This is a genomic window from Geobacter sp. DSM 9736, from assembly GCF_900187405.1.
Lineage (GTDB): Bacteria > Desulfobacterota > Desulfuromonadia > Geobacterales > Geobacteraceae > DSM-9736.
On the sequence record NZ_LT896716.1, the window covers coordinates 3,047,118 to 3,062,488 of the forward strand.

General features: G+C 59.0%; 13 protein-coding genes. 9 read left to right on the top strand and 4 right to left on the bottom strand.

The features are described 5' to 3' along the window. The first annotated feature begins 123 nt into the window (after window positions 1–123). Both CFB04_RS13840 and treS read left to right on the top strand, forming a co-directional pair. A complete protein-coding gene (locus CFB04_RS13840) occupies window positions 124–2,130 on the top strand; it encodes an alpha-1,4-glucan--maltose-1-phosphate maltosyltransferase (RefSeq protein ID WP_088535815.1) in 2,007 nt (668 codons plus the stop codon). Between the two features lie 12 nt (window positions 2,131–2,142). After that, complete coding sequence (treS, locus tag CFB04_RS13845) at window positions 2,143–5,481, top strand: maltose alpha-D-glucosyltransferase (RefSeq protein ID WP_088535816.1); 3,339 nt, start codon at window positions 2,143–2,145, stop codon at window positions 5,479–5,481. Between the two features lie 160 nt (window positions 5,482–5,641). On the opposite strand, the gene CFB04_RS13850 is transcribed toward treS, so the two are convergent. Then, window positions 5,642–6,694 carry a flagellar motor protein MotB gene (locus CFB04_RS13850; RefSeq protein ID WP_088535817.1) on the bottom strand — a complete coding sequence of 351 codons (1,053 nt, stop codon included), beginning with the start codon at window positions 6,692–6,694 and terminating at the stop codon, window positions 5,642–5,644. 206 nt (window positions 6,695–6,900) lie between these two features. On the opposite strand from CFB04_RS13850, the gene CFB04_RS13855 reads away from it, so the two are divergent. The 3 genes from CFB04_RS13855 to CFB04_RS18120 all read left to right on the top strand — a co-directional run bounded on the left by CFB04_RS13855 (window position 6,901) and on the right by CFB04_RS18120 (window position 8,904). Next, window positions 6,901–7,710 carry a dienelactone hydrolase family protein gene (locus CFB04_RS13855; RefSeq protein ID WP_088535818.1) on the top strand — a complete coding sequence of 270 codons (810 nt, stop codon included), beginning with the start codon at window positions 6,901–6,903 and terminating at the stop codon, window positions 7,708–7,710. Window positions 7,711–7,872: 162 nt separating this feature from the next. Continuing rightward, on the top strand, window positions 7,873–8,649 hold the full coding sequence (locus CFB04_RS13860; RefSeq protein WP_088535819.1) for an Ig domain-containing protein: 777 nt from the start codon (window positions 7,873–7,875) through the stop codon (window positions 8,647–8,649). A gap of 81 nt (window positions 8,650–8,730) precedes the next feature. Continuing rightward, on the top strand, window positions 8,731–8,904 hold the full coding sequence (locus CFB04_RS18120) for a hypothetical protein (RefSeq protein WP_172825507.1): 174 nt from the start codon (window positions 8,731–8,733) through the stop codon (window positions 8,902–8,904). Window positions 8,905–8,908: 4 nt separating this feature from the next. Here the strand turns inward: CFB04_RS18120 and CFB04_RS13870 are convergent, their stop codons facing one another. Then, window positions 8,909–9,946 carry a GMP reductase gene (locus CFB04_RS13870; RefSeq protein ID WP_088536849.1) on the bottom strand — a complete coding sequence of 346 codons (1,038 nt, stop codon included), beginning with the start codon at window positions 9,944–9,946 and terminating at the stop codon, window positions 8,909–8,911. 236 nt (window positions 9,947–10,182) lie between these two features. Between CFB04_RS13870 and CFB04_RS13875 the strand changes: the two genes are divergently transcribed. Together CFB04_RS13875 and CFB04_RS13880 are read left to right on the top strand one after the other, a co-directional pair. Next, on the top strand, window positions 10,183–11,169 hold the full coding sequence (locus CFB04_RS13875) for a serine/threonine protein kinase (protein ID WP_088535821.1): 987 nt from the start codon (window positions 10,183–10,185) through the stop codon (window positions 11,167–11,169). A 55-nt stretch (window positions 11,170–11,224) separates the two neighbouring features. Beyond that, window positions 11,225–12,775 (top strand): radical SAM protein, encoded by a 1,551-nt coding sequence (locus CFB04_RS13880; protein WP_088535822.1) that lies wholly within the window; start codon window positions 11,225–11,227, stop codon window positions 12,773–12,775. Here CFB04_RS13880 and CFB04_RS13885 read toward each other — a convergent pair. Both CFB04_RS13885 and CFB04_RS13890 read right to left on the bottom strand, forming a co-directional pair. Continuing rightward, a complete protein-coding gene (locus CFB04_RS13885; protein ID WP_088536850.1) occupies window positions 12,762–13,280 on the bottom strand; it encodes a superoxide dismutase family protein in 519 nt (172 codons plus the stop codon). The two genes, CFB04_RS13880 and CFB04_RS13885, sit on opposite strands and share 14 nt — an antisense overlap. A gap of 133 nt (window positions 13,281–13,413) precedes the next feature. Then, a complete protein-coding gene (locus CFB04_RS13890; protein WP_088535823.1) occupies window positions 13,414–13,914 on the bottom strand; it encodes a peptidylprolyl isomerase in 501 nt (166 codons plus the stop codon). 302 nt (window positions 13,915–14,216) lie between these two features. Between CFB04_RS13890 and CFB04_RS13895 the strand changes: the two genes are divergently transcribed. Together CFB04_RS13895 and CFB04_RS13900 are read left to right on the top strand one after the other, a co-directional pair. Next, a complete protein-coding gene (locus CFB04_RS13895; protein ID WP_088535824.1) occupies window positions 14,217–14,414 on the top strand; it encodes a hypothetical protein in 198 nt (65 codons plus the stop codon). A 127-nt stretch (window positions 14,415–14,541) separates the two neighbouring features. Further along, complete coding sequence (locus tag CFB04_RS13900; protein ID WP_088535825.1) at window positions 14,542–15,165, top strand: HAD family phosphatase; 624 nt, start codon at window positions 14,542–14,544, stop codon at window positions 15,163–15,165. The last annotated feature ends 206 nt before the right edge of the window (window positions 15,166–15,371 follow it).

Consider the following 15,371-nt stretch of genomic DNA (forward strand, 5'->3'; position numbering starts at 1 on the left):
AATGAAGAGTAGCTACAGGATCATACATCGTGGGTGGGGCGATCGCAAGTGACCTCGGTCACAGATCGAGGAAGAGCAGGTCCTGAGGAGGCCTCGGGACGAACCCGAACAGAGGAGAGTTCGATGGAAGCTCAATATGACAAAGGCGCAGCATTTCCTGCGGATGGGCGAAGGCGAGTTGTGATCGAAAAGGTGGCTCCGGAAGTTGACGGGGGGCGTTTTCCGGTCAAGCGGATATCGGGTGACCGGGTAACCGTCACAGCCGATATCTTCGGCGACGGCCACGACAAGCTGGCTGCTGTGCTCCTCTACCGCAGGCAGGAGGAAACGTCCTGGATGACGGTACCGATGAGTTTTGCGGGAAACGACCGGTGGAAGGCCTCCTTCATTGTGGAGGAGCCGGGGGTATACTGCTACACCGTCAGGGGGCGGATCGACCATTTCGAGACATGGCGCCAGGACCTGTCAAAAAAGAGGGATGCGGGGCAGGATATCTCGGTGGACCTGCGGGTGGGGGCTGAGATGATACAGGCGGCGGCGGAACGTGCCCAGGGGGGGGACCGGGATGAGCTGCTGGCGATGGGGACATCCCTGAATCAGGGAGCGGATGCCGCGTTCGCAGCGGCCGGGAATCCGGCGCTGGCCCGCCTGATGGATACCTACGACGACCCGGAGTTGAGCTCCTGCTATGAACGGGTACTCACCCTGGTCGTCGAACGGCGAGAAGGCATGTGCGGAGCGTGGTATGAGCTCTTTCCACGCTCATGCACATCGTCAGGTAGCCATGGTAGCTTTGCCGACTGCAGGAACCTCCTGCCTAAGGTGGCAGCCATGGGATTCGACATCGTCTACCTTCCCCCGATACACCCCATAGGCCGAATCAACCGGAAAGGGAAAAACAATTCCACCACGGCTGGGGAAGGAGATCCCGGCTCGCCGTGGGCGGTAGGGGCCGCCGAAGGGGGGCACAAGGCGCTGCATCGGGAACTCGGGACGATTGAAGATTTCAGGAAGTTCGTTGCCGACGCGAAAAGGCTCGGCATGCAGGTGGCCATCGACGTCGCATTCCAGTGCGCCCCAGACCATCCGTACGTAAAGGAGCATCCCGAATGGTTTCGGTGGCGCCCCGACGGCAGCGTCCAGTATGCGGAAAATCCTCCCAAGAAGTATGAGGACATCATTCCCTTCGATTTCGAATGCAATGACTGGCGTGCGCTCTGGGAGGAATTGAAGAGCGTGTTTCTTTACTGGGTGGGGGAGGGGATCACGATTTTTCGAGTCGATAATCCCCATACCAAGCCCTTTCCCTTCTGGGAGTGGGTGATAAGGGAGGTTAAAAATGTGCATCCGGAGACGGTGTTCCTCTCGGAGGCATTCACGCGGCCGAAGGTCATGTACCGGCTCGCCAAGCTCGGCTTCAGCCAGTCGTACACCTACTTCTCATGGCGAAACACGAAGTGGGAGCTGGAGCAGTACGTGAACGAGCTGGCAGGTCCTGAGCTGCGCGAATTTTTCCGTCCCAACTTCTGGCCCAATACACCCGACATCCTCCCGGAGTTCCTCCAGATCGGCGGGAACGCCGCCTTCGCCATACGCTTTCTCCTGGCGGCTACCCTGTCGGCGAGTTACGGCATTTACGGTCCTCCGTTCGAGCTTTTCGTCAATGCAGCGGTTCCGGGTAAGGAGGAGTACCTCGATTCGGAGAAGTACGAAGTCCGCCGCTGGGACTGGGAGGATCCGCAGAACCTGCGGGAGCTGATCACACGGGTAAACAGGGTACGGCGGGAGAACCCGGCCCTCCAGTCAACCTGGAACACCCGTTTCTGCGACTGCGACAATGACAACGTCATCGCCTACGTCAAGATTAGCGAGGACCGCTCGAACATCATCCTCGTCGCGGTCAACCTGGACCCCTTCGGAAGTCAGGGGGGTGAAATACGTATTCCTCTGGACGACGTCGGTATCCTTCCCGGCCATCCCTATCTGGTGCACGACCTTCTCGGGGGAGGAATGAATCTATGGCATGGGGAGCGGAACCGGGTCGAGTTCCACCGGCAGGAGCTGCCGGGAAGGATATGGCGCCTCTACCCACGTCTGCGCCGTGAAAACGATTTCGACTACTACATGTAACCGGGGGAGCGTATGGCCGATCTGCCACTCGACGACAATCCATTCTGGTATCGCGATGCCATCATCTACCAACTCCACGTCAAGGCCTTCTCCGACTCCAACGGTGACGGGATAGGCGACTTTCCGGGGCTGATCGGAAAGCTCGACTACCTCCAGGACCTGGGTGTGAGCGCAGTATGGCTCCTTCCTTTCTATCCGTCACCGCTCAAGGACGACGGCTACGACATCTCGGACTATTTCAATGTTCACCCCAGCTATCATACCCTCAAGGACTTCAAGGAATTCATGCGGGCCGCCCACAGCCGCGGGATACGCGTCATCACCGAACTGGTCCTCAATCACACCTCCGACCAGCATCCGTGGTTCCAGCGGGCCCGTCGCTCCCACGCCGGGTCCCGCTACCGGGACTACTACGTCTGGAGCGACAAACCGGACAAGTACCGGGAAGCCCGGATCATATTCCAGGATTTCGAAAAGTCGAACTGGGCATGGGATCCGGTGGCGCAGGCATACTACTGGCACCGTTTCTATTCACACCAGCCGGACCTCAATTTCGACAACCCACGCGTGCAGCGCGAGATGCTGCGGGTGATCGACTTCTGGCTGAGCCTGGGGGTTGACGGCATGCGCCTGGATGCCGTTCCCTACCTTTACGAGCGGGAAGGAACAAACTGTGAAAATCTTCCGGAAACCCATACGTTCCTGAAGCTCGTCAGGGCTCATATCGACAGGTCGTTCCGCAACCGGATGCTCCTATCCGAGGCGAACCAGTGGCCTGAGGATGCCGTCTCCTATTTCGGGGATGGGGACGAAACGAATATGGCCTTCCATTTTCCCCTAATGCCCCGCATGTTCATGTCGATCATGATGGAGGACAGGTTTCCAATCATCGACATCCTGGACCAGACCCCTGCCATTCCCGAAAACTGCCAGTGGGCGACCTTCCTGCGCAACCACGACGAGCTGACCCTGGAAATGGTGACCGACGAGGAGCGGGACTACATGTACCGGACGTATGCCATGGACCCGCAGGCGCGGATCAACCTCGGCATCCGGCGGCGGCTCGCTCCGCTCATGGGAAACAACCGGCGGCGCATCGAGCTTATGAACATCCTCCTCATGTCGCTGCCGGGGACTCCAATCATCTACTATGGCGACGAGATCGGGATGGGGGACAACTACTACCTCGGGGACCGCGACGGCGTGCGCACTCCCATGCAGTGGAGCCCGGACCGGAATGCCGGATTCTCCCGGGCGAATCCGCACCAGCTCTATCTGCCGGTCATCATCGACCCGGAATACCATTACGAGGCGGTGAATGTGGAGACCCAGGAGCGGAATTCCACTTCGCTTCTCTGGTGGATGCGTCGATCGATAGCGCTTCGCAAGAGATTCAAGGCATTCGGCCGCGGCAAGCTGGAAATGCTCTCCCCCGACAATCCGAAGGTGCTGGCCTTCATTCGAAGCCATGAGGAGGAGAAGGTCCTTGTTGCGGTGAATCTGTCCCGCTTTTCTCAGGCAGCGTCCATCGACCTCTCCCGTTATGCCGGGATGATCCCCGAGGAGCTGGTAAGTTCCAACAGGTTTCCCATCATCCGTGAGAGTCCCTACGTCTTCACCTTCGGCCCCCACGACTACTACTGGTTCGCGCTTCGGGCCGGTGAAGCCTCCATCGAGGTCGTGACGGAGGGGCCGAAGCTGAAACTGAAGGAGGGGCAGAACTGGACTGACGTAATAACAGGAAAAGCGGGAAATCGGTTTTTCGACACCGTCATACCCCAATATCTCCACCGGGTGCGCTGGTACCGCAGCAAGGGGAGGGTGATACGGCAGGCAAGCCTCTTGGACTCGTACCAATTCCGCCGCGGCGACAAGACATATCTGCTGCTGCTCATCCACGTGGCTTACACCCAGGACAACCCCGAAACCTATGTCCTGCCCGTGAGCTGGCTGCCGCTGGAGCGGGTTCCCGGAATAGCGGGAGAATCACCACAAGCTATCATAGCTCCGCTCTTCATCGGCGAGGAGGAGGGTGCCCTCTGCGATGCCCTCTTTGAGGAAGAGTTCAGGGAATTCGTACTCACGCTCATAAGCGACCGCAGGAGGCTCAGGAGCGAATCTGGAGGAGAGCTGACAGGGACTCCGGCTGGGACTCTCCGCAGAAGGACCAAGACCATGGAAGGGCTCTTTCCCGTCAAGCTCCTTTCCGGCGAACAGAGCAACACCTCGCTTCAGTACGGCGACAGCTTCATGTTGAAGCTCTACCGGAAACTGGAGGAGGGGGTGAATCCGGAAATCGAGATAATACGGTTCTTCTCGGAGCGCACACGGTTCAGAAACGTCCCCGCCTACGCCGGCGGCCTGGAATTTCGGAGCGATGGAGGGCAGCCGTTGATACTCGGTGTAGTGCAGGAATTCATACCGAGCCATGGGGATGCCTGGAAGACGACCCTGACGGTACTTTCGCAGCTGGTGGAGCGGCTTCTTTCCTTGCGGGTGACCCTCCCCGATCCCCCCGCGCAGCTGCCGGGTCTCCTGGAGGCGGCAGCCGAAGAGCTGCCCGAGAACTACAGCGAGCTCATGGGGGGATTCTACCAGCAGATGGTGGGGGTGCTCGGAAAGCGTACGGCGGAGATGCACGCCGCCCTGGCTTCGGTAACGGACGATCCTTCATGGGCCGTGGAGGAATTCTCAACCCTCTATCAACGATCTATATATCAGTCGATGCGGAGCCTCGTTCGGAGAAACCTGCAGCTGCTGGGGCGGATGAAGGCAAAGATGAAGGAGGAGGACCAGAGCCTGGCGGAAGATGTGCTGGGGGCGGAGAAGGAGATACTCGCCTGCCTTCACCGCATAACCGGAAAGCGTCTTCCCGCGGTGAAATGCAGAGTGCATGGAGATTTTCATCTGGGGCAGGCCCTGTTTACCGGCAAGGACTTCGTCATCATCGACTTCGAGGGGGAACCGGCGCGCAGCATGAGCGAGCGGCGCCTCAAGCGCTCTCCTCTCATCGACGTTGCCGGCATGATCCGTTCATTCCACTATGCGGCTAAGGTTACACTCGGCAGCCATGGGGAGAATCACCCGGCCGACCTGCCGTTCCTCGAACCGTGGCTCGACGTATGGTACGTCTACACGAGCGGAGCGTTTCTCCGCTCCTACATCGAGACGCTGGGTGAATCTAACCTGATCCCCCGCGACCGCGGGGAACTGGACATTATGCTGCGTTGTTTCCTCATGGAGAAAGCGGTATACGAAGTAGGATACGAGCTAAACAACCGTCCCGAATGGGTGGGCGTCCCTCTGCGGGGGATCGAGATGGCCCTTCAGGAGTGCAGAGCAGAGAAGTGAGGCATCGGATGGAACTGAACTGAAACGGCTGCTTAGATTGCCTGGCTTGAAACGACCTGATGTGGAAAGTTTTGCCGGGGAAGAAGCCATCCGGTGGGATGACGGAAGGGGCTGCCGGCGGTGCGCGACTGCCGGCAGCCTGCATGCTTGAGCCCTGCTTCTATCTCATCGCCGTTTGCTGCCTTACGGCGGCCAGACGCTCCGTTTCCAGCGGGAGTACCGCTATCTCGATCCGGCGGTTGAGTTTCTTGTTTTTAGCACAATCGTTGGCAGCAGCCGGCAGATAGCATCCGTACCCGGCCATGGCCAGGAGTTCCGATTTCACCTTCCCCTTGCGCTCCAGATACTTCAGAACGTTGGCTGCACGGGCAGCCGAAAGATCCCAGTTGGTGGGATACTTGGCGGAAATTTTTCGTCCGATGGGCACCGTGTCGGTGTGCCCTTCCACTATGATCTGATTATTGTCTATCTTGTTGAGAACCTTGGCCATGCGATTGAGTGTCTTCTTTCCGCTCTTGGAGATCCTTGCACTCCCCGAGTCGAAGAGCACCTGTTCCTTCAAGGTAATGATCAGCTTGTCGCGGTACTCCTTTACCACGACCTCACCCGTCTCCATCTCGTCCGCGAGGAGTGCACGAATTGCGACGAGAGCGCTCTGTTGCTCTTCGCTGCCGCTTCTCTTTACGGAAAGCTCCACTGCATCCCTTTTCATCATGGCGACACGTGTTTCCAGATAATGAAGGGAGTCGGTCAGGTCCTTGATATGCTGTTCCCGCTCGGCCAGGGCCGTTTCAAGCATGGGTACTTTCCGGATGGCTTTTTCCCGGGCAGCAAGGGTTGCGGTTAGTTCCTTGATCCTCACTTCAGCGTCCGAAAGCTTGGCGGTCAGTAACGCGAGCTCATTTGAAAACTCCATCTGTTGAAGGAGGAGAACCGGCCGCACCGGTCCTTCATCTGATGTCGCAGTCATCGCCTTAGTTTTAAGGAGTTCATGCTCTTCCTGGAGCTTCGCCAGGTTTTGCCTTGTCTTCTGCAGCTCCGTCTCGATTTCCTTCCGCACCCTTTCCGATTTTTGCAGTGTTTGCTCCATTGAAGCTACTTCTCCGTTGAGCCCTCTGATCTGTTCGACCCGTTCGTTGTATTTCGACAAGGAGACGCATCCACAGGCGAGCAGGGAGACGAAAATAAGGCTGCACCATCGTAACGTGCGCATGCAACACCTCCTTTTAATAAGACGATCCGGCAGGGAACCAGGATCGTGCTGAACTCATCAGCCCTCAAATTATAAAACACTTTAATGGTGCGTCAACGATACCTCCGGCAGTCGTCCGGGTGTGACGGTGCGTATGGCAGGGCTCCATCTGGGATTTCGTCTCAGTTCTGCTACACTTGTAGCGAATCGGGACAAGGAGGAAAGTCATGAAAGTGCGTGTGCTGGTGGTTCTGGTAACGACATGGATTCTGATTGCTTCTGCAGCGTGGGGGAAGGTGACGGGGCGCGAGGTTGAGTATCGTTCAGGAGATACGGTGCTCAAAGGCTACCTTTATGTGCCCCAAAAGACGAGAGTCAAGGGTCCTCGTCCAGCAGTCATGGTGGTGCATGAATGGTGGGGGCTTAACGACTATGCGCGGAAAAGGGCGCGGATGCTGGCCGAGCAGGGCTATACCGCACTGGCGGTCGATATGTTCGGGGATGGCAGGATCGCTTCCTATCCGGACGATGCCGGGAAGTTCGCCAACGAGCTGATGAAGAACAAGGCCGAGGCGGAGGCCAGGTTCAATGCCGGTCTCGATTTCCTCAGGCGGCAGCCGTCCGTAGATCCAAGCCGCATTGCCGCCATCGGGTACTGCTTCGGAGGTGGAATAGTTCTTCATATGGCCCGGCAGGGAGCGGACCTGAGGGGGGCGGTGAGCTATCACGGTACTCTGGCCACCGATGAACCGGCCAAGCCGGGGAGGGTGAAGGCACGGATTCTTGTCTTCAACGGAGAGGCTGACAAGATGGTGCCACCTGAGCAGGTGGCTGCTTTCAACGAGGAGATGACAAAGGCAGGCGCACGCTACCGGTACGTGGGTTACCCCGGAGTAAAGCACAGCTTCACAAACCCCCAGGCGGACACCTACGCGAAGCAGTTCAACCTCCCCCTTGCCTACGACCCGAACGCCGACCAGAACTCCTGGGCACAGACCCTGAGATTCCTGAAGGAGATATTCAGGAAGGGGAAATAGCATCGCTCCTGTCCATCAGGCTCGCTACTGCCGAGCGGGGAAGAAGCAGTTGACAACCCGTGCCCCGCTCGGATACCCTCTGGCACGGCCGCACCTAGCCTCCGGATCGGCATCCGGGGAGGCTTCAGTCAGCGGTAGCAGGCCATTCAGGGGGGGTGTCTCATGCTGTCAGCTAAAACCATTGTTCCCGCGCTAGTTTCTCTTGCTTTGCTCGCTTCGGCTTCCAACGCGGTGAGTCAGGCATGCCCTTCGCTTTCGCTGGCGCCGGCACCCTTGCCCCCGGCAGTAGACGGCACACCGTACGGCTACACCATCTCTGCCTACGGAGGGGAAGCGCCCGTCGGTTTCATGGTGACACGGGGGGCGCTGCCTCCGGGGATAACAATTTCCGCCGCAGGAAACATCACCGGTACCCCTGTTGCTTCCGGAACGTTCGGATTTACCGTCACCGCTACCGACAGCTGCCGCAGTGGGAGGCAGCGGGCTGAACAGCAGCTGACCCTGCAGGTCCTTCCACTTGGAACCGACCCCTCCTCGGCAGCTCCGAAGATGAAGGTGAGGGCGCCCCTCAAGCTGAGTGCATCCGTTTCGCCCGCAACACTTCCTCTCAAGGCCACACCTGCTCCCGGTCGGCAGGTAGTTTACAGGCTGGCGGCGCAGCCTCCGGAGACGGCAACGATGGAATCACCTGGCGGCACTTTTTCGGCGGGTGGACGGGTACTCGGATCGGTGCCGGCTCCCATAACGGTTGTTCTGATCAACGGATCTGGCTCGGCGGAGGAATCGATTCTGGTTCCCGATAAAATCATTCGGCAGGCCAAAGAAACCGGCGCCGCCACATTGGTGTACAGCCGCCCCTTCAGCGGCCGCGGTACGACGGCGCTTGCGGTCGTCGAGTTCCCCCTTGGGGGGGAAGGGGTTTTGCCACCTAAACAGTAGTACGTGCGCTCCGCACCGAAGGCGGTATACTTCATCAGGTACCCGGATACAACTGAACCTGAATGGAAAGGGGGAACTGCCATGGCGGAATCTTGCGACACCAGGATCTGGTGCGAGGAGTGCAAGCGCAGCGATTACACCGATTCCGGCGACAAGTACCTGTGCAACGGGTGCGGGAAAATCATCAATCTCGACCATGAGGTTCACCACGAGATTTTTCCCCACATTTCGGGCGATACCGAAAACATGTCCTGACGGATCAGGTGAAAAACCTGTTTTCCTGCTCTGCCACCTGAATGAAAGTGGTGCGTTTGGTGAACTCCCGGAGCGCTGCGGCGCCTACATAGGTGCAGGCGGAGCGGAGTCCGCCGAGGATGTCCCGTACCGTATCGGTCAGAGGTCCACGATACGGGACTTCCACCGTTTTCCCCTCCGAGGCCCGGTATTCCGCTACCCCGCCGGCATGTTTCGCCATGGCGGTGGTGGAACTCATCCCGTAGAAAAGCTTGTACTGCCTGCCATCGCGCTCGACGATCTGTCCGCCGCTTTCGTCATGCCCTGCGAACATTCCGCCGATCATGACGAAGTCCGCCCCGGCGCCGAATGCCTTTGCGACATCGCCGGCGCATGTGCAGCCGCCGTCGGAGATGATCCTGCCTCCGAGCCCGTGAGCGGCGTCGGCGCATTCGATTACCGCCGAAAGCTGCGGATACCCAACGCCTGCCTTGACTCTCGTGGTGCAGACCGAGCCGGGGCCTATTCCGACCTTGACCACGTCCGCCCCTGAAAGAAGAAGCTCTTCGACCATCTCCCCCGTCACTACGTTTCCGGCTATGATCGTGCGATCAGGGTGAGCTTCCCTCACTCTGGAAACATACTCAACGAAAGCCTGCGCGTAGCCGTTCGCCACATCTATGCAGATGAACTGAACCTGAGGGTGGCTGGCGAGAACCTGCCCGAGCCGGAGAAAATCTTCCTCCGAACTGCCGGTGCTGACCATTATGCGGGAAAATATCTCCTCATCTTCCACGGTCAGGAATTCGCGCCATTCTTCCAGGGAATAGTGCTTGTGAATGGCGGTCAGCATGAGGTGGGACGCGAGCACCCTTGCCACGGCAAAGGTGCCGGTTGTATCCATGTTGGCTGCGATGACCGGTATCCCTGTCCAGGTTTTACCGCTGTGCAGAAACGTGAAGGTCCGGTTGAGGTCCACCTGCGACCGGCTCTTGAGATTGGAGCGCTTTGGTCTTATAAGAACGTCCTTGAAGCCGAGCTTCAGATCCGACTCTACGCGCATGATGAACCTCCCCCTCTGGAATTGCAGGCTGTGGATCAGTATGCCGCAGCCGCCCTGCTGAAAGCTCGACGCTGCCAAGGCTCAGGCCTTGTCGTCTCGAACGCCCGGCATCCTGCGCTGAAGTTTTGCAACAACCTGATAGGTACATCTGAATTTTCGTGGTAAATATGCAGAGTGTCAACAGGGGCCGGTGCAAGAATTACCGACGGTGAAATCATAAGTTTCGGAAGGACAAGATGGACAAATCGATGCATCCGTTCCATTCCCTTACGCCCGCCTTCATAATGGACGCGGTGGAATCCCAGGGGTTTCTCTGCGACTGCCGCACCCTCGCGCTGAACAGCTACGAGAACAGGGTGTACCAGGTGGGAATCGAGGAGGGGGAGCCGCTTATCGCCAAGTTTTACCGCCCCGGCCGCTGGAGCGATGAGCAGATAGTCGAGGAGCACCGGTTCTGCCTGGAGCTGGCAGAGCACGAGCTGCCGGTCGTGGCGCCGTGGGTCAACTCCGCCGGTGAAACCCTCTTTCGCCATGACCGGTTCCGGTTCGCTCTTTACAGACGGCAGGGGGGGCATGCACCTGAGTTCGACAATCTCGACAATCTGCAGATTCTCGGCCGCGTACTCGGGCGGATGCATCGCATCGGGGCGGTGCGCCCCTTTCTCCATCGGCCGGTTCTCGACAGCGTGAGCTTTGGCCATGACAGCGTACGGCTTGTAACCGAGCGATTCATTCCTTCCGAGAACCGGGAGAGTTATGTCGCGGTTACCGCACAGCTGCTGGCGATGATCGACAGGATATTCGAGGAGACGGGGCCGGTGCGACTGATCCGGGCCCACGGCGACTGCCATTCGGGCAACATTCTGTGGCGGGGGGGCGCTCCCCATTTCGTGGATTTCGACGATGCCCGAACCGCCCCGGCAGTACAGGATCTCTGGATGATGCTGTCAGGAGACCGCCACCGCCAGTCTGCCCAGCTGGAGGCTCTCATAGAGGGGTACAGCGAGTTCTTCGACTTCGACCCTCGGGAGCTGCGTCTGGTCGAAGCGTTGCGGGCGCTGCGCATGCTGCATCATAGCGCATGGCTTGCACGGAGGTGGGAAGACCCTATTTTCCCGCAGACTTTCCCATGGTTCAACACGGTCAGGTATTGGGGGGAGCAGATACTCGCGCTGCGTGAACAGCTTGCGGCGCTTGAGGAGCCTCCCCTGGAGCTGCCATGAAAGAGAAGATGGTGCAGCACGCCTCTGCCATCCCCCAACCGTATTTTACGCATCCATGCTGCTGATCTTTCCTCCTGTAGCCAAGCCCTCGGAACCTCCTGCGGGGATTGCCCGGCTTGCCGGAGCGCTCCAAGCGCACGGAATCCCCTGCCGCCTCCTCGATGCCAATCTGGAGGGTCTCCTTTGGCTCCTGGGCCAGCCTGTTCTGGACTCGGATACCTGGACCCGACGGGCGGAAAAAAACCGCTTCCGGCACCTGGCCGCGCTTGGGGATCCGCACACCTGCCGCGTCCCCAGCCGCTACAGCAGGGCTGTACATGACCTGAGCCGACTGCTCTCTGCAGCGTCGGGAAGCGCTGTGCGGGTCGGGCTGGCCGACTACCAGCACAGTCAGCTCTCCCCACTGAAAAGTGAGGATCTGATAGCTTCAGCCGAATGTCCTGAAGCGAATCCCTTCTTCCCCTATTTCAGTGCCCGCCTTACAGAAGCAGTGGAGGGAGGGGAGGCGGCAGGGCCATCAGGTCCCACCGTCGGTTTTTCCCTTACCTATCTGAGCCAGGCCCTCACCACTTTTGCCATGATCGGATTTCTCAAGAGGCGATTTCCTTCGGTGGCAATTGCTGCAGGGGGAGGGCTCGTGACGTCATGGGTGCGGAGTCCCCGCTGGCGAAATCCCTTCGGCGGGCTCATCGACCACCTGGTCGCCGGACCGGGGGAGGGGCCGTTACTGCAACTTCTGGGAGGAAAGGTAGAATCGAGGCTGCATCATCTTCCTAAATACGATGGGTTACCGCTGAAAAGCTACCTGTCCCCAGGGTTCATTCTCCCATACAGCGCGTCGAGCGGCTGCTGGTGGAACAGGTGCTCCTTCTGTCCCGAACGGGCTGAAGGAAACGGGTACGTTCCGATCCCTGCGGAACAGGCGGCTGCGGGCCTGCACAGGCTTTCCGAGCAGCACCGGCCGGTGCTGCTTCATCTGCTGGATAATGCCTTGGCGCCGGCGTTCCTGGAAAAACTGATCCGGGAGCCGCCAGGTGTACCCTGGTATGGGTTTGCGCGTATCTCCCCCGAGCTGGCGGAACCTGATTACTGCCGGGAATTGAGGAGATCGGGATGCGTGATGCTGAAGCTGGGGCTCGAGTCGGGGGACCAGGGTGTCCTCGACACGCTGCGGAAGGGGATTTGCCTGGGGACGGCGTCGAGGGCACTGGCTAACCTGCGGGAGGCGGGAATAGGCGTTTACCTCTACCTTCTTTTCGGCACTCCGGCGGAAGATGAGGCCGCCGCCCGGCGTACGCTCGATTTCGTCGAGCGGCACCGGGAAGCGGTGACGTTTCTGAACCTTGCGCTCTTCAATATGCCGCTCGAAGGGGAGGAGGCGGCGGAGTACGAGACGGAACCTTTCTACGCCGGCGATCTCTCCCTCTATACGGGTTTTCGCCACCCCGGCGGGTGGGATAGGAACCGTGTCAGGGCCTTTATCGAGCGCGAGTTCAAGCGTACTCCTTCCGTGGCCTCCATCCTGCGAAACGATCCCCCCGTATTCACCTCGAATCATGCCCCGTTTTTTTGCAAAAGCTGGGCAGGACCGGCTACTTCCGGATGACTATCCCGCAGGCGATCCGATCACCTGAATTACCGGAAGGGTCTGTTTTTTCGTCATCGGGACCGGCATGAATCATCAGGGCCGTCCCCTGCTCCTTTAGAAGCGATGCAGCGCCTTTCGACAACGTTGCTCCCGCGGCGACGGCGGTAAGCTCACCTGTCCCGTCAGGTTTCACGTCGAGGTTCGGAAGGTCTCCCGCATGCTTCCCTTCCGGGTTCTTCGCCCCGTGGCGTTTGGTAGTCGGGTTGAAGTGGCCTCCGGCTGTGGAGAAGCCCGGAGGGTCGCAAGCGCCCTTCTCGTGCAGGTGAATGCCGTGCTTGCCGGGAGGGAGTCCCGCCACCTTGACAGAGACCTCCACGCCATCATCCTTTTCAGTAAACGTTGCCGACCCGACAACGGTTCCGGATGCGTCTCTCATGGTGGCCTGTGCGGTGATGGGCTTCTCTGCGGCAGCCACCGTTGTTGCGGCGGCCAGAAGCACTGAGCATGTGACTATCCTGAGCATGATCGATCCTCCCATATAAAGTGATTTCGTCCGGGAAAGTGTAGCGGGTTTGGTTTTCCTGTCAACGCCGCGTGTTCGCATGCCGCAGGTTATCCTGAGCTGCCGGAGAGGAACCTGCGAGCCCTCCCTTCCTCTACAGGATCTGCACCAGCTGCAGCTCATATGTCAGATCTTCCCCGGCCAGGGGATGATTGGCATTGAACGTAACCTCCCGGTCCGTTACCTCGATGACCGCGACACCCATCTCTTCGTCTTCGTCGTTGGAAAGCACCATCTCTTCTCCCACCTGAGGATCGAAACCCTCGGGCAGATTGCTGCGAGGCACGGTAAAGATTTTTTCGTCATCGACTTCCCCGAAAGCCTCAGCGGCGGGTATCATAACTTTTTTCTTTTCCCCCGGGCTCATTCCCACAAGAGCTTCCTCGATCTGCGGAAAGAGCTGCCCCGCTCCGATGGTGAGCTCCATGGGCCCCTCGCCGCAGCCGCAGCCGCAGTCTCCCGAGGCATGTTCATCCGCATCGCACTCGTCCGAGCATCCGTTTCCAGTTTCGATGGTTGAGTCAAAGACGGTGCCGTCGCTGAGCGTCCCGGTGAAATCGATGATTACCCTGTCTCCTTGCTGTGCATGTGCCATGGCTATCCTTCTCCTGATAATGAAGTGTTGATCATACAGGCTGGGCATCCTATGCCTGTTGCAGGTCCGGCGTCCAGTACATTCTGCTGAACCAGTTGCTGTCGTGCCTGTACCTCCCCGAGATAATGATACCACCTCTGTTCTCGGCGAACAGGCCCATCTGCAATTTCCCTTGTGAGGGAATGGTGCCGTCAGGTCTTCTGGCTGAAGCAAATATCCTAAAATAGACCCGCGGCTGCTGGAAAGTTGAGATTGATATTCTATAATGAAGTGGTCGAAATTACCGCGGTGAGGAGGGGCATGTGAAAACCGAGGAACTTATCCTTTTTTCGAAAGCGGTGGCGCCCGGCACCAGGCGTTATGTCCGGCATACCAAGAGCAGGCGCGAAGGAGTGGTGCTCTACCTTGACCACGAGGAGGTGGAAGTGCAGGTAGGGGGGCGGCGGGAGGTATGGAAGGCGGAGGAGTGCGAAGCGGTGGAGGAGGGAGGAACGGCCTGACTGGCGGCTCTGCCGGTCGATGCAGGCATGTCGGCCCTGCAGTGCATGACATCCGTTAAAAAGGTCATGCTTCGTCACGGTCATGCGTGCTATAAAGGAAGCACTGCATGATGAGATGAGGGGACGGATGTTCAGGGCGATTTTCTGGGACAACGACGGTGTGCTCATGGAGACGGAGCACCTTTACTTCAGGGCCAACGCCGAAGCATTGGCCGGAGCCGGTGTCGATCTCACACCGGAACTTTTCCGGGAGATATCGCTCCGGCGGGGAGAAAGCGTTCTCGAATTGGCGGGGGAGAAGGAGGAGGTGCTTCGGCCGGTCCGTGATGCGCGTTACCGTGAGCTGCTTTCCGCTGAAGCGCGGGTTTTTCCGGGGGTGCCGGATACGCTGGCCCGGCTGAAGGGGAGGTTGCCCATGGCGATCGTCACGAGCTGCCGCCGGGAGAATTTCCTGCGCATGCACCAGCGAAGCGGCTTGCTCACCTATTTCGATTTCGTTCTGACCAGGGAAGATTACGCCGCCTCCAAGCCTGACCCGGAACCGTATCTCACTGCATGTGCCCGCGCAGGGCTTGCTCCGGAGGAATGTCTTGCGGTTGAGGACTCCGAACGGGGTGTTAAGTCAGCCCTGCGGGCGGGTCTGGCGGTGGCGGCTATTCCCGGAGAACTGAACGCCGGCGGGGACTTTACGGCGGCGCGGTGGCATCTGGAGAATGTAGCGGATCTCCTCCCCCTCCTTGGACTGAACTGACAGTCTTAGTTTCTGCAGCGCCTCTCCGGGCTTTTGTACAAGGTTCGGAATGAAGAAGGACCTTGCCAGGCTCTGTTCGGCACCCACCCTTAGGACGTCTATTTCCTGCTCCATGTTTTACATGCTTACGCGGTTGGACTCTCGGCGCCATTGAATTATTGATGAAGCCTTCCCTCCAGCCGCTACTCTGAATTGGAGCATGGTGA

Coding starts and splice junctions, on each gene's coding strand:
- CFB04_RS13850 (WP_088535817.1), bottom strand. CDS start 6,694: ATGCGCACGTTACGATGGTGCAGCCTTATTTTCGTCTCCCTGCTCGCC.
- CFB04_RS18120 (WP_172825507.1), top strand. CDS start 8,731: ATGGCGGAATCTTGCGACACCAGGATCTGGTGCGAGGAGTGCAAGCGC.
- CFB04_RS13870 (WP_088536849.1), bottom strand. CDS start 9,946: ATGCGCGTAGAGTCGGATCTGAAGCTCGGCTTCAAGGACGTTCTTATA.
- CFB04_RS13890 (WP_088535823.1), bottom strand. CDS start 13,914: ATGGCACATGCACAGCAAGGAGACAGGGTAATCATCGATTTCACCGGG.
- CFB04_RS13880 (WP_088535822.1), top strand. CDS start 11,225: ATGCTGCTGATCTTTCCTCCTGTAGCCAAGCCCTCGGAACCTCCTGCG.
- CFB04_RS13885 (WP_088536850.1), bottom strand. CDS start 13,280: ATGCTCAGGATAGTCACATGCTCAGTGCTTCTGGCCGCCGCAACAACG.
- CFB04_RS13860 (WP_088535819.1), top strand. CDS start 7,873: ATGCTGTCAGCTAAAACCATTGTTCCCGCGCTAGTTTCTCTTGCTTTG.
- CFB04_RS13840 (WP_088535815.1), top strand. CDS start 124: ATGGAAGCTCAATATGACAAAGGCGCAGCATTTCCTGCGGATGGGCGA.
- CFB04_RS13900 (WP_088535825.1), top strand. CDS start 14,542: ATGTTCAGGGCGATTTTCTGGGACAACGACGGTGTGCTCATGGAGACG.
- CFB04_RS13875 (WP_088535821.1), top strand. CDS start 10,183: ATGGACAAATCGATGCATCCGTTCCATTCCCTTACGCCCGCCTTCATA.
- CFB04_RS13855 (WP_088535818.1), top strand. CDS start 6,901: ATGAAAGTGCGTGTGCTGGTGGTTCTGGTAACGACATGGATTCTGATT.
- treS (WP_088535816.1), top strand. CDS start 2,143: ATGGCCGATCTGCCACTCGACGACAATCCATTCTGGTATCGCGATGCC.